Annotated in this window: 10 protein-coding genes; 8 read left to right on the forward strand and 2 right to left on the reverse strand. The window is 64.1% G+C overall.

What is annotated here, in order from left to right; genetic code table 11:
- Positions 1–37 precede the first annotated feature (37 nt).
- The 6 genes from AC3QL2_RS13830 to AC3QL2_RS13855 all read left to right on the forward strand — a co-directional run bounded on the left by AC3QL2_RS13830 (position 38) and on the right by AC3QL2_RS13855 (position 11217).
- Positions 38–2053: an Ig-like domain-containing protein gene (locus AC3QL2_RS13830; protein ID WP_493230969.1), complete on the forward strand. Its 2016-nt coding sequence runs from the start codon at positions 38–40 to the stop codon at positions 2051–2053.
- Positions 2054–2105: 52 nt separating this feature from the next.
- A complete protein-coding gene (locus tag AC3QL2_RS13835) occupies positions 2106–2636 on the forward strand; it encodes a shikimate kinase (RefSeq protein ID WP_493230970.1) in 531 nt (176 codons plus the stop codon).
- Positions 2624–3703: a 3-dehydroquinate synthase gene (gene aroB, locus AC3QL2_RS13840; RefSeq protein ID WP_493230971.1), complete on the forward strand. Its 1080-nt coding sequence runs from the start codon at positions 2624–2626 to the stop codon at positions 3701–3703. Before AC3QL2_RS13835 ends, aroB begins: the two co-directional genes overlap by 13 nt.
- Positions 3704–3714: 11 nt before the next feature.
- On the forward strand, positions 3715–4839 hold the full coding sequence (locus AC3QL2_RS13845) for a deoxyguanosinetriphosphate triphosphohydrolase (RefSeq protein ID WP_493230972.1): 1125 nt from the start codon (positions 3715–3717) through the stop codon (positions 4837–4839).
- A gap of 235 nt (positions 4840–5074) precedes the next feature.
- The gene (locus AC3QL2_RS13850; RefSeq protein WP_493230973.1) at positions 5075–9751 is read left to right on the forward strand and encodes a glutamate synthase-related protein; all 4677 of its coding nucleotides are present in this window, start codon (positions 5075–5077) and stop codon (positions 9749–9751) included.
- A gap of 2 nt (positions 9752–9753) precedes the next feature.
- Positions 9754–11217 (forward strand): glutamate synthase subunit beta, encoded by a 1464-nt coding sequence (locus AC3QL2_RS13855; RefSeq protein WP_493230974.1) that lies wholly within the window; start codon positions 9754–9756, stop codon positions 11215–11217.
- A gap of 215 nt (positions 11218–11432) precedes the next feature.
- On the opposite strand, the gene AC3QL2_RS13860 is transcribed toward AC3QL2_RS13855, so the two are convergent.
- Complete coding sequence (locus AC3QL2_RS13860; RefSeq protein ID WP_493230975.1) at positions 11433–12632, reverse strand: acetate/propionate family kinase; 1200 nt, start codon at positions 12630–12632, stop codon at positions 11433–11435.
- Complete coding sequence (locus AC3QL2_RS13865) at positions 12629–14038, reverse strand: bifunctional enoyl-CoA hydratase/phosphate acetyltransferase (RefSeq protein WP_493230976.1); 1410 nt, start codon at positions 14036–14038, stop codon at positions 12629–12631. Before AC3QL2_RS13865 ends, AC3QL2_RS13860 begins: the two co-directional genes overlap by 4 nt.
- A gap of 205 nt (positions 14039–14243) precedes the next feature.
- On the opposite strand from AC3QL2_RS13865, the gene glmU reads away from it, so the two are divergent.
- Together glmU and glmS are read left to right on the forward strand one after the other, a co-directional pair.
- Positions 14244–15608 carry a bifunctional UDP-N-acetylglucosamine diphosphorylase/glucosamine-1-phosphate N-acetyltransferase GlmU gene (glmU, locus tag AC3QL2_RS13870; RefSeq protein WP_493230977.1) on the forward strand — a complete coding sequence of 455 codons (1365 nt, stop codon included), beginning with the start codon at positions 14244–14246 and terminating at the stop codon, positions 15606–15608.
- Positions 15609–15668: 60 nt separating this feature from the next.
- Positions 15669–17507 carry a glutamine--fructose-6-phosphate transaminase (isomerizing) gene (glmS, locus tag AC3QL2_RS13875; RefSeq protein ID WP_493230978.1) on the forward strand — a complete coding sequence of 613 codons (1839 nt, stop codon included), beginning with the start codon at positions 15669–15671 and terminating at the stop codon, positions 17505–17507.
- Positions 17508–17543: the final 36 nt, after the last annotated feature.

Raw genomic sequence — 17543 nt, forward strand, 5'->3', positions numbered from 1 at the left:
AGTGACAGTCGCCATCCTAGATGCATCCGGAGCTACGGTGAATACGCTGCCGTCGTCGGGTTCTGTTACCGTTCGCGCGACAGTGAAAGACGCAAGTGGCGCAGCAGTGTCCGGGGCCGTCGTGACCTTCGTAACGGATGCCTCCTTGGGGCTTTTCAATCCTTCGTCCGGGACTGCGCTCACCAATAGTGCTGGTGTTGCAACAGTTCAGATGTCGAGCGCTTCTCTTAGTGCTGCAGGCGCAGGTTCCGTGACTGCCTCCGCATCGGTCAATTCAACCACTGTTTCTGGCGCTGGGAGTTATCAGGTTGGTGCTGCCAATATTGCTTTGAGCAGTCTGGCGATCAGTGCAACGGATATCCCCGCGTATGGGACGAGCACTGTCTCTGTCACCGTCAATGTGAATGGTAGTCCGACCACCTCTCCCATTGCGGTCAGTTTTTCGTCAGGTTGTGCGAGCAGCGGCAAAGCGAGCCTGCCCTCCACTGTCCAAACGGTGAATGGCGTGGCCACGGCTACTTACACGGATAAGGGCTGCAATGGCGTGGACACCATTACGGCCACCCTGCTGGACAAATCGGTGCAAGGGACGATCAAATCCGCCGGTTCTGCGCCTGCCAATATTCAATTCGTTTCGGCAACCCCCTCTTCGATTGCATTGAAGGGAACGGCGGGTCTTGTCACCGTCTCTACTGTGACGTTCAAAGTTGTTGATGCGTCCGGTGTGGCAGTGCCCTCTGCAACGCTTGAGTTCTACCTGAGCAATTGGACGGGTGATATCAGGCTCGACGACAATACCAAGGCTGCAGTCGACGCCATGACCAACAGCAAGGTGCGTAAGCAGACGGCTGCGGACGGAACGGTATCGGTAACTGTACAGGCGGGTTCCAATCCGACTTCCGTCTGGGTGCTTGCCAACGTACTCAATGCGTCGCTGAGCACACAGTCGAGCAAGTTGATCATTTCCACCGGCTTGCCCTCGCAGGATCGTTTCTCGTTATCTGCAGGCGTGCATAACATCGAAGGCTGGGAATACGATGGTGTCACGTCCAGTTTGACTGTCTATGCATTCGATCGAGTCGGTAATCCGGTGCCGGACGGGACGACGGTGAACTTTGTGACTGAAGGCGCAGGCACCTCTCCGTCGCCGGGTACCTGTTCCTTGGCGAGCGGAACGTGTTCCATCAGTTTTGTCAGTGCAGAAAGTCGGCCGAGAAACGAATCGGTGGCGGTATGCTTGGATACAAGTGGTAGTCGTCGTGTGACGGGTACCGATCCGAACGTGGATTCGACGACCTGTGTGCAAAATGGGCGTGTGACTGTGCTGGCTTTTGCCAATGGCGAAGAGGGCTTCGACGATACAAACGGCGATAACCTGTGGAAGTCCCCTGAGATTTTCCGGAACATCGGGGATGTCTTTGTTGACAACAATGAAGACGGCATCTGGACATCGCCCGAACAGTATTTCCCCTTCGTCGCATCGGCTGACAATCAAAGTACGGGAGACGCATGCCCGTCATATGTTGGATATGAAAATGCGAAGTCGAAAGCCAATACGTGCAACAAGACGTGGGGGCAGGCTCAGGTGCGTCGTGATCTGGTCATGATTCTTTCTGGGAGTTACGTCCAGTTTGTTTATCCGTCGTCAGATAATGTGAAGACGACGTCGAACCAGGTCTCGAAAGGCATTACGGTCACCGATACGTTCGGTCTTACGCCTGATGGGAACGGCGGCTATACCGGGACATGCTCTGCACAATTCAGTATTCGCATGTCGGACGTGAACAACAATCCCTTGCCGGCAGGTACAGTCTTTGCTGCAACGAATAATTCTGTTCTTTATACGCAGAGCGGCTCTACCGACCCTGTGGCCGCAGAGGTCACGGTATTGAACAATAAGGTTTTGGATACGATTGCTCCGGGGGGGACGACCCACAGCATTCAAATGCAGGGAACCAAATGTAAAACGATACCGAATGGTACCTTTACGCTACAGGCCACCTCGCCCAAGGGGCTCACCACGCTCATTTCTGTTCAGGTAAAAAATAATTGACTGTATTCCGTTCCGGACATAACCCCATTCATGATGAAAAGTGGATGGGTTTATGATCGATAAGTGCCGGTGTGTTGTCCTCGTCGGCATGCCCGGCTCAGGAAAAACCACCGTCGGCCGGGAGCTTGCCAAGCGTCTCGGCCTTCGTTTTGTCGACAGTGACCACGAGATCGAAGCGCGGACCGGGGTCAAGATCCCGACCATCTTCGAGATCGAGGGCGAGGAGGGCTTCCGGCGTCGGGAGACCCAGACCCTGGATGAGCTGACAACCGAGTCGGGGATGGTGCTTGCGACCGGTGGCGGTGCCGTCATCAATCCCATCAACCGTACCCTGCTGTCCGGGCGGGGGGTGGTCATTTATCTCAACGTGCCGCCCCACGTGCTGTGGGAGCGCACCCGTCACGACAAGACACGTCCCTTGCTGCAGGTGCCGGACCCGAAGGGGCGGCTGCAGCAGTTGTACGTGGTCCGCGATCCGTTGTATCGCGAGGTAGCCCACATCATCGTTGAAGGCGGGCGTGGAACGCCGCATGCGATGGTGCGTCTGATTGAAAAGGAATTGCAGGACTTATGCGCACACTGAACGTCGAACTGGCCGACCGCAGCTATCCGATCCGGATCGGTGGCGGGCTGCTGGCAGACTCCGAACTGGTATTGCCCTATGTGAAGTCGCGCCGCGTGGCGGTGATCACCAACGACGTGGTGGGCCCCCTCTACCTGCGCGGTTTTGTGGATGGGCTGAAGGCCCGCGGGCTGACGGTCACCGAGATCGTGCTGCCGGACGGCGAGGCGCACAAGGACTGGGAGACTCTCAACACGATTTTCGATGGCCTGCTGTCGAGCCGCTGCGACCGGGGAACGACGCTGATTGCCCTCGGTGGTGGCGTGGTCGGCGACATGGTCGGCTTTGCCGCGGCGACCTACCAGCGCGGCGTACCTTTCATTCAGGTTCCGACCACGCTGCTATCCCAGGTGGATTCGTCCGTCGGCGGCAAGACCGCGATCAACCATCCCCTCGGCAAGAACATGATCGGTGCGTTCTACCAGCCGCGTCTGGTGCTCGCCGATACCTCGGTCCTCAATACACTGCCTGAGCGCGAGCTGAAGGCGGGGTTGGCCGAGGTCATCAAGTACGGGCTGATCCGGGATCTGCCCTTCCTGGCGTGGATCGAGGAAAACGTCGAGCGCCTGCTCGCCCGCGATGCCAATGCGCTGGCCGAAGCCGTCGAGCGTTCGTGCCGCAACAAGGCGGAAGTCGTCGCTGCTGATGAAACCGAGCAGGGTGTGCGTGCAACGCTCAACCTCGGGCACACCTTCGGCCACGCCATCGAAACCGGGCTGGGTTATGGCGTCTGGCTGCACGGCGAAGCCGTGGCGGCCGGGGCGATTATGGCTGCCGACCTGTCCCGGCGCCTGGGCTGGTTGTCCGATGCGGACGTCGAGCGGGTGCGGTCCATTCATGAGCGCGCTGGCCTGCCGGTCAAGGGGGCGCCGCTGGGGGCGGATCGCTATCTCGAGCTGATGGCCCACGACAAGAAGGTGGCGGACGGTACCCTGCGGCTGGTGCTGCTGAAGGCGGTGGGGGAGGCGGTGATCACCGCCGAGGCCAGCCAGGCCGACATCCGCGCCTCCATCGAGGCCTGCTGCTGAGCGCCCCGCCGATGGCCGAGCTGGCGCCTTACGCCGTCGTCGAGGCCAATTCCCGTGGCCGCCGGGTGGTCGAGCCGCCGCCGGTGGCGCGCGGCGAGTTCCAGCGCGACCGCGACCGCATCGTGCACTGCACGGCCTTCCGGCGCCTCGAATACAAGACCCAGGTCTTCGTCAATCACGAAGGCGACCTGTTCCGCACCCGGCTGACCCACAGCATCGAAGTCGCGCAGATCACCCGCTCCATAGCGCGGGCGCTGCACCTCAATGAAGATCTGGCCGAGGCGGTGGCCCTGGCCCACGACCTCGGTCACACCCCCTTCGGCCATGCCGGGCAGGATGCGCTGCACGCTTGCATGAAGGACTTCGGTGGCTTCGAGCACAATCTGCAGTCCCTGCGGACGGTGGATGTGCTCGAAGAGAGCTACGCCGAGTTCAATGGCCTCAACTTGATGCACGAGACCCGCGAAGGGATCCTCAAGCACTGTTCGTTCAAAAATGCCGCACTGCTCGGCGACATCGGGCAGCGCTTCATCGACGGGCGCCAGCCCTCGCTGGAAGCGCAACTGGCCAACCTGGCCGACGAGATCGCCTACAACAATCATGACGTGGACGACGGCCTGCGCTCCGGGTTGATCACCCTCGAGCAACTCGATGCGGTACCGATCTTCCGCCGCAACCGGGAGGCGGTCGAGGCGGCCTATCCGGGCTTGGCCGGGCGGCGGCTGATCCATGAAACCATCCGCCGCATGGTCAACATGATGGCGGTGGACCTCATCGAGCAGACCCGCGCCAATATCGCCGCGGCCGGCGTCGCGTCCCTTGCCGACGTGCACGCGGCTCCGCGCCTGGTGGCCTACAGCGACGGGATGCTGCCCGAGTTGCGCGTCCTCAAGACCTTCCTGCGCGAAAGTCTGTATCACCACTTCCAGGTGCTGCGCATGACCGACAAGGCCAGGCGCATCATTCAGGATCTCTTCGGGGCGTTCATGAACGACCCCCGTCTGTTGCCGCCGCAATACCAGCAGATGGCCCGTAATGACAAGCCGCGGGCGATCGCTGATTATGTCGCTGGAATGACGGATCGGTATGCGATGCGTGAACACCGGCGCCTCTTTGCGGTCGGTGAGATCCACTAAGCCCCGCAACGGCTTGCGGCGGCGCAAAAAAATCCTTGAAAACAGGGCTCTTGGAGCGGTATATTCGACCCTCGCCCAATGTGTTTGAACGGTCTCCTCGTCGGGATCGAACGTAGCCGGCTGGCCGCGTGTCGCCGGCTTTTTCACGGTTCGGACGGGGCGATTTCCCGCAGTTTGAAGGTCCGGCGCGGTGCGCTACGCGGCGCCGGTGTGTGTTGTGTCGAGGAAAAACAAGATGGATCTTCCCCTGGAGCAGGGTCTTTACGACCCCGCCAACGAACATGACGCCTGTGGTGTCGGCTTCATTGCACATATCAAGGGCAACAAGACGCATGAGATCGTAAATCAGGGTCTCGAAATTCTGAAGAATCTGGACCACCGGGGTGCCGTGGGTGCCGACCCGTTGCAGGGTGACGGCGCCGGTATCCTGATCCAGATTCCGGATACGCTGTTCCGCGAGGAAATGGCCAAGCAGGGTGTTACCCTGCCGCAGGCCGGTGACTACGGTGTCGGCATGGTCTTCCTGCCGAAGGAGCATGCCTCCCGTCTCGCCTGTGAGGACGAAATCGAGCGCGCCACCCGCGCCGAAGGCCAGGTCGTGCTCGGCTGGCGCGACGTGCCGACCGATCCGAACATGCCGATGTCCCCGACCGTCAAGGCCAAGGAACCGGTGATCCGCCAGGTCTTCATCGGCCGCGGTCCCGACGTGATGGTCACCGACGCCCTCGAGCGCAAGCTGTACGTGATCCGTCGCCGTGCCGCCAACGCCATCGCCGCCCTCAAGCTGAAGCACTCCAAGGAGTTCTACACGCCGTCCATGTCGGCGCGTACGATCAACTACAAGGGCCTGCTGCTTGCCGACCAGGTCGGCCAGTACTACTCCGACCTGCAGGATGCGCGCTGCGTCTCCGCGCTGGCCCTGGTGCACCAGCGCTTCTCGACCAACACCTTCCCGACCTGGCACCTGGCCCACCCGTTCCGTTACATCGCCCACAACGGCGAAATCAACACGGTGCGCGGCAACTACAACTGGATGCGCGCCCGCGAGAAGGGCACCCAGTCCCCGCTGCTCGGCGAAGACCTGCAGAAGCTGTGGCCGCTGATCTACCCGGGTCAGTCCGACTCCGCCGCCTTCGACAATGCGCTCGAACTGCTGGTGATGAGCGGCTATTCCCTGGCCCACGCGATGATGATGATGATTCCCGAAGCCTGGGAATCCCACACGCTGATGGACCAGAAGCGCCGTGCCTTCTACGAATACCACGCGGCCATGATGGAGCCGTGGGACGGCCCCGCCGCGGTGGCCTTCACCGACGGCCGCCAGATCGGTGCGACCCTCGACCGTAACGGCCTGCGTCCCGCCCGCTACCTGGTCACCGACGACGATTACGTCGTGATGGCCTCCGAATCCGGCGTGCTGCCGATTCCCGACGAGAAGATCGTCAAAAAGTGGCGCCTGCAGCCGGGCAAGATGTTCCTGATCGACATGGAGCAGGGCCGCATCATCGACGACAAGGAAATCAAGGAATCCCTTGCCGCCGCCAAGCCCTACCAGGAATGGCTGTCCCGCATCAACATCAAGCTCGACACCTGTGCAGCGCCTGCCAGCGTCGCTGCGCCCGAGTGCGCCGCTTCCCTGCTGGACCGTCAGCAAGCCTTTGGCTTCACCCAGGAAGACGTCAAGTTCATCCTCGAGCCGATGGCCAAGACCGGCGAGGAAGGCACTGGCTCGATGGGCAACGACAGCCCGCTGGCCGTGCTGTCCGCCAAGGCCAAGCCGATCTTCAGCTACTTCCGTCAGCTGTTCGCTCAGGTGACCAATCCGCCGATCGACCCGATCCGCGAACAACTGGTCATGTCCCTGGTGAGCTTCGTCGGCCCGCGCCCGAACCTGCTCGGCATCAACGAGATCAACCCCCCGTACCGCCTGGAAGTCACCCAGCCGGTGCTGACCTTCGCCGACATGGCGAAGCTGCGCGAGATCGCCCGTTACACCGAGAACAAGTTCCGCTCCGCCGAACTGGACATCTGCTACCCGCTGGCCTGGGGCAAGGAAGGCGTCGAAGCACGCCTGGCCTCCCTGTGTGCCGAAGCCGAGAACGCGGTGCTGGAAGGCTCCAACATCCTGATCGTGTCCGACCGTAAGGTCAGTGCCGAGCAGGTAGCGATCCCGGCCCTGCTGGCCACGTCCGCCATTCACCAGCACCTGGTCACCAAGGGCCTGCGTACCCGCACCGGCCTGGTGGTCGAAACCGGCTCCGCCCGCGAGACCCACCACTTCGCCGTGCTGGCCGGCTATGGCGCCGAGGCGGTGCACCCCTACCTGGCCCTCGAGACCCTCACCGAGATGGCACACGGTGATGCCGAGACCGCCGAGAAGTACGTCAAGCACTTCATCAAGGCCGTCGGCAAGGGCCTCATGAAGGTCATGTCCAAGATGGGCATCTCCACCTTCATGTCCTACACCGGCGCCCAGATCTTCGAAGCCATCGGCCTCAAGAAGACGCTGGTCGAGAAGTACTTCACCGGTACCGCGTCCCAGGTGGAAGGCATCGGCGTGTTCGAGGTGATGGATGAAGCCATCCGTCTGCACCAGGCTGCCTTCAGTGCCGACCCGGTGCTGGCCAACGCCCTCGATGCCGGTGGCGAATACGCCTTCCGCATCCGCGGCGACGAGCACATGTGGACGCCGGACGCGATCGCCAAGCTGCAGCACTCCACCCGCAGCGGTCAGATCGACACCTACAAGGAATACGCCAAGATCATCAATGATCAGGGCAAGCGCCACATGACGCTGCGCGGCCTGTTCGAACTCAAGCCCGTTGGCGCCCCGGTGCCGCTGGAAGAGGTCGAATCCGCCAAGGAAATCGTCAAGCGCTTTGCCACCGGCGCGATGTCCCTCGGCTCCATCTCCACCGAAGCCCACACGACGCTGGCGATCGCGATGAACCGCATCGGCGGCAAGTCGAACACCGGCGAAGGCGGCGAGGATCCGAAGCGCTTCATCCCGATCTCCAAGCCCACCAAGCTGTCCGAGCTGATCGGCGCCAGCCGCATCGAGCGCGACATCGAGCTGAAGGTTGGCGACAGCCTGCGTTCCTCGATCAAGCAGGTCGCTTCGGGCCGTTTCGGCGTGACCACCGAGTACCTGGTCAATGCCGACCAGATCCAGATCAAGATGGCCCAGGGCGCCAAGCCCGGTGAAGGCGGCCAGCTGCCCGGCCACAAGGTGTCCGAGTACATCGGCTTCCTGCGTCACTCCGTGCCGGGCGTCGGTCTGATCTCGCCCCCACCGCACCATGACATCTACTCGATCGAAGATCTGGCCCAGCTGATCCACGACCTGAAGAACACCAACCCGACGGCCGACATCTCCGTCAAGCTGGTGTCCGAAGTGGGCGTCGGTACCGTGGCGGCCGGTGTGGCCAAGGCCAAGGCCGACCACGTGGTGATCGCCGGTCACGACGGTGGCACCGGTGCGTCTCCGCTGTCCTCCATCAAGTACGCTGGCTCCCCGTGGGAACTGGGTCTGGCTGAAACCCAGCAGACCCTGGTCCTCAACCGTCTGCGCAGCCGCATCCGCGTGCAGGTCGACGGCCAGATCAAGACCGGTCGCGACGTCGTCATCGGTGCGCTGCTGGGCGCCGACGAATTCGGCTTCGCCACCGCGCCGCTGGTCGTCGAAGGCTGCATCATGATGCGCAAGTGCCACCTCAACACCTGTCCGGTGGGCGTGGCCACGCAGGATCCGGCGCTGCGCAAGCGCTTCTCCGGCCAGCCGGAACACGTGGTCAACTACTTCTTCTTCGTTGCCGAGGAAGTGCGCGAGCTGATGGCCCAGATGGGTATCCGCAAGTTCGACGACCTGATCGGCCGTGCCGACCTGCTCGACATGCGTGCCGGCATCGAGCACTGGAAGGCCCGCGGTCTGGATTACAGCCGCATCTTCCACCTGCCGAACGTGCCTGCCGAAGTGCCGCGCCTGCACACCGAAGTCCAGGATCACAACCTGGTCAAGGCCCTCGACAACCAGCTCATCGAGCTGGCCAAGCCGGCCCTCGAAAATGGCGAGAAGGTCTCCTTCGAAGTCCCGGTGCGCAACATCAACCGTACCGTCGGCGCCATGCTGTCCGGCCGCTTTGCTGCCAAGTACGGTCACGCCGGCCTGCCGGACGACACCGTGCATATCCGCCTCAACGGCACCGCCGGCCAGAGCTTCGCAGCCTTCCTGTCCCGTGGCCTGACCCTCGAGCTGGTTGGTGAAGGCAACGACTATGTCGGCAAGGGCCTGTCTGGTGGCCGCATCATCGTGCGCCCAGCGCCCGGCTTCAAGTGCGACACGCCGAGCAACATCATCATCGGCAACACCGTGCTGTACGGTGCGACCGAAGGCGAGGCCTACTTCGCCGGCGTCGGCGGTGAGCGTTTCGCGGTGCGTAACTCCGGTGCGACCACGGTCGTCGAAGGCGTGGGCGACCACGGCTGCGAATACATGACTGGCGGTACCGTCGTCGTGCTCGGCATGACCGGCCGTAACTTCGCTGCGGGCATGTCCGGCGGCGTCGCCTACGTGTTCGACGAGGACGGCACTTTCGAAGGCCGCTGCAACATGGCCCAGGTGGCCCTGGAGCCGGTCGAGGAAGAATTCGCCGCCCGTCAGGGGTCCGAGGCCGGTGACGACCTCGAAGGCCACGGCCGCGTCGACGTGCGTCACCTGGGCATGGCCGACGAAGCCCTGCTCAAGATGCTGATCGAGCGTCACGCCACCTACACCGGCAGCGAGCGCGCCAAGGCCATCCTGGCCGACTGGGCAGCCTACCGCTGCAAGTTCGTCAAGGTGATGCCGCACGAATACCGTCGCGCGTTGGCCGAGATGGCCGCGCAACAACAGAAAGAACTGGAGGCCGCGTAACAATGGGCAAGCCAACTGGATTTCTCGAGTACCAGCGTCTTTCCGAGGCATACGCCCCGGTCGAGCAGCGTCTCAAGCACTACAAGGAATTCGTCGACCACCTGAGCGACGAGGATGCGGCCAAGCAAGGCGCACGCTGCATGGATTGCGGTATTCCGTTCTGCAACAACGGCTGCCCGGTGAACAACATCATTCCCGACTGGAATGACCTGGTTTACCGCGGCAACTGGAAGGAAGCGATCGAAGTCCTGCACTCGACCAACAACTTCCCGGATTTCACCGGCCGGATCTGCCCCGCACCCTGCGAGGCGGCCTGCACGCTGAACATCAACACGGAAGCGGTGGGCATCAAGTCGATCGAGCACGCGATCATCGACAAGGCCTGGGAAAACGGCTGGGTCAAGGCCCAGCCCGCCGCCACCAAGACCGGCAAGAAGGTTGCGGTCGTCGGTTCCGGCCCTGCCGGCCTGGCTGCGGCCCAGCAGCTGGCCCGCGCCGGCCACGACGTGACCGTCTTCGAGAAGAGCTCCCGCATCGGCGGCTTGCTGCGCTACGGCATCCCCGACTTCAAGCTGGACAAGTCCACCATCGACCGTCGCGTCGAGCAACTGGAGGCCGAAGGCGTCACCTTCCGCACCAAGGTCTGCGTCGGCGTGAAGCCGGGCGTCACCGGCATCAACGATGATGCCGTCGAAGTGGTGTCCGCCGAGCAGCTCAAGTCCGAGTTTGACGCGGTGATCCTCGCCGCCGGTTCCGAAGTGCCGCGTGACCTGCCGGTCCCGGGCCGCGAGCTGGCCGGCGTTCACTTCGCGCTGGAATTCCTGATTCCGCAGAACAAGGAAGTGGCGGGCGACGACAAGAACCCGATCTCCGCGGCTGGCAAGAACGTCATCGTGATCGGCGGTGGCGACACCGGTTCCGACTGCGTGGGTACCTCCAACCGTCACGGCGCCACGTCCGTGACCCAGTTCGAAGTGATGCCCGAGCCGCCGAAGGAAGAGGACCGTCCGCTGACCTGGCCGTACTGGCCGATCAAGCTGCGCACCTCTTCCTCCCACGAGGAAGGCTGCTCCCGCGAGTTCGCCGTGTCCACCAAGGAGTTCATCGGCGAGAACGGCAAGGTCAAGGCCCTGCGTACCGTCGAACTCGAATGGAAGAACGGCAAGCCGAGTGAAGTGCCGGGTTCCGAGCGCGAGCTGCCGGCCGACCTGGTGCTGTTCGCGATGGGCTTCACCAACCCGGTGGCGTCCCTGCTCGAAGCCTTCGGCGTCGACAAGGACGGCCGTGGCAACGCCAAGGCCACCACCGACGGTGACGGTTGCTACGCCACCAACGTGCCGAAGGTCTATGCCGCCGGCGACGTGCGCCGTGGTCAGTCCCTGGTCGTGTGGGCGATCCGCGAAGGCCGTCAGGCCGCCCGCGAGGTCGACACCTTCCTGATGGGCAGCAGCGTCCTGCCGCGCTGATCCATCCAGCGCAGCAAGCAAAAAGGCCCGGGTTTCCGGGCCTTTTGCATTTCTGGCGGCGTTCGCATCACCCGCTGATCAGGCGAGGACTGCAGGGCGTCCTTTTGCGGGAACGGGATGCGCCTGTTGCAGTTGGGGGCGAATGAGTTTGCCCCGCACGACTCCCACGGAAGGCGCGCCTTCCGTGGTCCTGGCCGCCTATCAGCCCTGAGGCCTCAGTTCAGCCCCAGCAGGTTCACCGTGTGGTGGCCGATCATCCATTCCTCGTTGGTCGGCACGACCAGCACTTCCACCTTGCTGTCCTTGGCGTGGATGCGTGTGGCGTGGCGCTGGTTGGCGGCGGGGTAGAGGCGCAGGCCGGTCCATTCCAGCCATTCGGCAATGCGCGCGCGCACAGGCGCCGCGTGTTCGCCGATGCCGCCGGTGAACACCAGCGCATCCAGCCCGCCGGCGGCCATCGACAGGTGGCCGATCATGCAGGCGGCGCGGTAGCAGAACAGCTCGACAGCTTCCTTCGCCGATGCCTCGTCGGAGTCGAGCAGTGCCCGCATGTCCTGGCTGATGCCGGACACGCCGAGCAGGCCGGACTGCTTGTAGAACAGGTTGCTGAGGGACTTGGCGTCCATGCCCTTCTGTTCGATCAGGTGCAGGATCACGCCGGGGTCGAGGGCGCCGGTGCGGGTGCCCATCATCAGGCCGTCCACCGCGGTGAAGCCCATGCTGGTGTCCCGGCTGACGCCGTCGCGCAGTGCGCACATGCTGGCGCCGTTGCCCAGGTGGGCGACGATGATCGGGCCACCTGCCTTCTCCTCGCCGAGCAGGTCGGGCAGCTGGCGGGACACGAACTCGTAGGACAGGCCATGGAAACCGTAGCGCTTGACCCCCTCGTTGTAGAGCGCACGGGGCAGCGGGAAGCGCGACGCCACCGGCAGGCGGGTGCGGTGGAAGGCGGTGTCGAAGCAGCCGACCTGGCGCACCTCGGGCATCAGCGTGAACAGCGACTTGATGGCCCGCAGGTTGTGCGGCTGGTGCAACGGCGCCAGCGGGATCAGGGCTTCCAGTTCGCCGACCACTTCAGGCGTCAGCACGACGGGGGCGCCGTAGTGGTCGCCACCATGCACGATGCGGTGGCCGGCGGCGATGATGTCCACGCCGGGGGTGTGGCGGTTGATCCACTCGAACAGGAATTCCAGTGCCAGGCGGTGCTGGCCGTTCTGGTCGGTGCCCTCGGGCACGGTCAGGCCTTCGGCGAAGCGCTCGCCGGTGCTGCTGTCCACCGCGTGCATCAGCGGCTCGGCACCGATGCCTTCCACCTGACCGGACAGGCGCGGTCGGTCGGCCAGCTCGGGGATCATCGGAAAAAGGGCGAACTTCAGGCTCGACGAGCCGGCATTGAGGATGAGGATGGCTTTCACAGGCGGACTCCCTGGCGGCGTTTATGGGCCATCAGCTGCGCGATGGCGCAGGAGGCGGTACGGGTTTCGGCGGTATCGGCGCGGCTGGTCAGCACGATGGGCACGCGGGCGCCCAGCACCACGCCGGCCATTAGCGCGTCGGCGAGGTATTCGAGCTGCTTGGCGACCATGTTGCCGGATTCCAGGTCGGGCACCACCAGGATGTCGGCCTGGCCGGCCACCGCGGAGCGGATGCCCTTGGTCTTGGCGGCCACCAGCGACACGGCGTTGTCGAAGGCTAGCGGGCCGTCGAGCAGGCCGCCCTTGATCTGGCCGCGGTCGGCCATCTTGCACAGGGCGGCGGCGTCGAGGGTGGAGCGGATCTTGACGTTCACCATTTCGACGGCGGACAGGATCGCCACCTTGGGTTCCGGCACGCCCATCATGATCGCCAGTTCGATGGCGTTCTGGATGATGTGCACCTTGTCGTCGAGGCTCGGCTCGATGTTGATCGCCGCGTCGGTGATCAGCAGTGGGCGCGGGTAGGTCGGCACGTCGGCCATGAAGACGTGGGAGATGCGCCGCGAGGTGCGCAGGCCGGTGTCCTTGGCGACGACTTCGCTCATCAGCTCGTCGGTGTGCAGCGAGCCCTTCATCAGCGCCTCGACCTCGCCGCAGCGCGCGAGGCGCACGGCGATCTCGGCGGAGGCGTGGCTGTGCGGCGCATCGACGATGCGCACGCCGCGCAGATCGAGGCCTTCCTGCTCGGCCACTTCGCGGATCTTGCTTTCCGGGCCGACCAGCACCGGGATCACCAGGCCGGCGTCGCGTGCCTGCAGAGGGCCGCGCAGGGATTCGGTGTCACAGGGGTGGGCCACCGCGATGGGGATCGGCTCCAGGCCCTTGGTCAGTTCCAGCGCGTGGAGGTAGCGCTGCTGGCGGTCGGAAATGGTGATTTCCGGCATCGCGACACGCAGGCGCTTGATCTTCTCGGTGGGCGCCATCACCTCGGCGGTGCCGTCGATGACCTTCAGCCCGTCCTGATTCATGCATTGGCAGTCGAGCAGCAGGTGGTGGTTGTGCTCGAAGCGCTGGGTACAGGTGATGGTGACGGTCAGCGTGTCGCCGATGGTGATCGGCCGCCAGAACTTGAGGGTCTGGCCGACATACACGGTGCCGGGGCCGGGGAACTCGGTGCCGAGGATGGACGAGATCAGCACGCTGCCCCACATGGAATGCCCGACCACCTCGCGGAACTGGCTGGAGCGGGCAAATTCGGGGTCCACGTGGGTCGGATTCACGTCCCCCGACATCACCGCGAAGAGATGGATGTCTTCCGGGCGTAGTGTGCGTACCAACTGGGCGGTGTCGCCCACGGCAATTTCGTCAAACGTCCGGTTCTGGATGAAATCACGAGCGTCGATCATGGCGTTATCCTGTTTTTTTGCATTGCAGCGCCCTGATTCTAACGAACGGGCCTGGAAGAACTTTAGTATTAGATCAAAGGATTGTTGCGTCGCGTCAGCGGGCTGGAGATGTGATCGGTGCATCCGAGAACTGCGCCGCAAAGTGGCTAATTCGTGCATGTTAGAATCCGCCCCAGCTTACATTCAAACTGCATCAGGAATTCTCATGGAAGTGATCGTTCTCGCCGCCGGACAAGGCAAGCGCATGCGTTCGGTGCTGCCCAAGGTGCTGCAGCCGCTGGCCGCCAAGCCCATGCTGGCCCACGTGCTGGATACCGCGCGGGCACTGGAGGCGCGGCGCATCGTGGTGGTGTACGGCCACGGCGGCGAGGTGGTGCGCGAGGCGCTGGATGCCCCCGACCTGGCCTGGGCCCGGCAGGACCCGCCGCAGGGCACTGGCCATGCGGTGCAGCAGGCCATGCCGCTGGTCGAGGACGGCGACGTCGCGTTGGTCCTTTACGGCGACGTGCCGCTGATCGGCGTACCGACGCTGCAGCGCCTGATGCAGGCGGCCGGCGCCGAGCGCCTGGCCCTGCTCACCGTCACGATGGACGATCCCACCGGCTACGGCCGCATCCTGCGTAATGCGGCCGGGCAGGTCACCCGCATTGTCGAAGAGAAGGACGCCACGCCCGACGAGCGCAGCGTCCGCGAAGTGAACACCGGTATCCTCGTCGCCCCCGTCGCGCGCCTGCGCCACTGGCTGGCTAACCTGCGCAACGACAACGCCCAGGGCGAGTACTACCTCACCGACATCATCGCGATGGCCGTCGCCGACGGCTTGGATGTGGTCACCACGCAGCCCGACGCCTTCGAGGAAACCCTCGGCGTCAATAACAAGACCCAGCTCGCCGAGTTGGAGCGCATCTACCAGCGCGGCATCGCCCGCGGCCTCACCGATGCCGGCGTCACCGTCATCGACCCGGCTCGCCTCGACGTGCGCGGCGAGCTGATCTGCGGCCGCGACGTGGAGATCGACATCAACTGCATCTTCGAAGGCCGAGTGGAGCTTGGCGACGGCGTGCGCATCGGCGCCAACTGTGTCGTCCGGAACGCGAAGATCGGCGCCGGCACCAAGGTCGCCGCCTTTTCCCAGATCGAGGACACCGAGATGGGCGAGGCCTGTGTGATCGGCCCCTACGCGCGAACCCGCCCCGGCACCGTGCTCGGCAAGGACGTGCACCTCGGCAACTTCGTCGAGGTCAAGAACAGCGCCATCGCCGACCACTCCAAGGCCAATCACCTGGCTTACATCGGCGACGCGGACATCGGCCAGCGAGTCAACGTCGGTGCCGGCACCATCACCTGCAATTACGACGGCGCCAACAAATTCCGCACCATCATCGAGGACGACGTCTTCATCGGTTCCGACACCCAGCTGGTTGCGCCGGTCCGCGTCGGCCGCGGCGCCACCCTCGGCGCCGGCACCACGCTGTCGAAGGATGCGCCGCCCGACCAGCTCACTGTGTCCCGCGCGCGGCAGCTGTCGATCCCGGGCTGGAAACGCCCGGTCAAGATCAAGAAGGCCTGATGCCGTCCATCATTTCCGGTCCGGCCGTGCAGGCCGGGCAACTCTGAAAGGTTTCCGATCATGTGTGGCATCGTTACCGCCATCGCCCGTCGTAACATCGTTCCCGTTTTGCTCGAAGGCCTGCGCAAGCTCGAATATCGCGGCTACGACTCCGCCGGCCTGGCCGTCCTCAAGCAGAACGGCACGCCCACGCTGCAGCGCCTGCGTGCCGTCGGCCGCGTCGCCGAGCTGGCGGCTCAGGCCGACGCCACCGGCCTGTCCGCCGAAATCGGCATCGCCCACACCCGCTGGGCCACCCACGGCGTGCCCAGCGAGCGAAATGCCCACCCGCACATCTCCGGCGGCCTTGCCGTCGTGCATAACGGCATCATCGAGAATTTCGAAGAGCTGCGCGCCGGCCTGCGCGCCAAGGGCTACGCCTTCACGTCGGAGACCGACACCGAAGCCATCGCCCACCTGCTGCACGACAAGCTGAAGACCATCCCCGACTTGTTCGACGCGGTGCGCGCCACGCTGGCCGAGCTGGTCGGCGCCTACGCCATCGGCGTCGTCAGCGAGCTCGACCAGGGCCGCGCCATCGTCGCCCGCAAGGGCTCGCCGCTGCTGCTCGGCATCGGCGAGGACGGCCATTACGCCGCCTCCGACACCGCCGCGCTGCTGCAGGTCACCCGCAAGGTGGTGTACCTCGAGGACGGCGATGTGGCCGAGCTGACCCTCGACGGCTACCGTGTCACGCGCCAGGATGGCACGCCGGTGGATCGCCCGGTACATATCTCCAGCCTGTCCGCCGATGCGGTCGAGCTTGGCAAGTACCGCCACTACATGCAGAAGGAAATCTTCGAGCAGCCCCAGGCACTCGCCAACACGCTGGAGATGATCGCCGGCGGCGGCAGCGTGTCGCCGCAGCTGTTCGGTAGCGACGCGGTGGACGTCTTCGCCGCCACCCGCCGTGTGCTGATCCTCGCCTGCGGTACCAGCTACCACGCCGGCATGGTGGCCCGTTACTGGCTCGAAGCCATTGCCAAGCTGCCGTGTTCCGTCGAGATCGCCAGCGAATACCGCTACCGCGAATCGGTGCCCGACCCCGAAACCCTGGTTGTCGTCATCTCCCAGTCCGGCGAGACCGCCGACACCCTGGCCGCCCTCAAGTTCGCCAAGGGCCTGGGCATGACCAAGACCCTGGCGATCTGCAACGTGCCCGAGTCCGCCATCGTGCGCGAGGCCGCGCTGCGTTTCATCACCCGCGCCGGCCCCGAGATCGGCGTCGCCTCCACCAAGGCCTTCACCACCCAGCTGGCGGCGCTGGCGCTGCTGACGCTGGCTCTCGCCAAGGTCAATAACCGCCTCTCCGAAGCCGACGAGGCCAGCCATCTGGCCCTGCTGCGCCACCTGCCGGTGGCCGTCGCCAAGGTCGTCGAACTGGAGCCCGAGATCGAACGCTGGGCCCAGCGCTTCGCCGGCAAGCACCACGCCCTGTTCCTCGGCCGTGGCATGCACTACCCGATCGCGCTGGAAGGCGCGCTCAAGCTCAAGGAAATCTCCTACATCCACGCCGAAGCCTACCCGGCCGGCGAACTCAAGCACGGCCCGTTGGCCCTGGTGGACAAGGAGATGCCGGTCATCGCCGTCGCCCCCAACGACAGCCTGCTCGAAAAGCTCAAGTCCAACCTGCAGGAAGTCCGCGCACGCGGCGGCGAGCTCTACGTGTTTGCCGATGTCGGCTGCGAGATCGCCGAATCGGAAGGTGTGCACATCCTGCACCTGCCCGAACACTACGGCCTGCTGTCCCCCATCCTCCACGTCGTGCCGCTGCAACTGCTCAGCTACCACGCCGCGCTGGTGAAGGGCACCGACGTCGATAAACCGCGTAATTTGGCCAAATCGGTGACGGTGGAGTAAGGGGCGCTTCCTTCTTCACATGGCAAGAACCTTTTG

This window comes from Zoogloea sp. GW822-FHT05C07 (assembly GCF_058800215.1).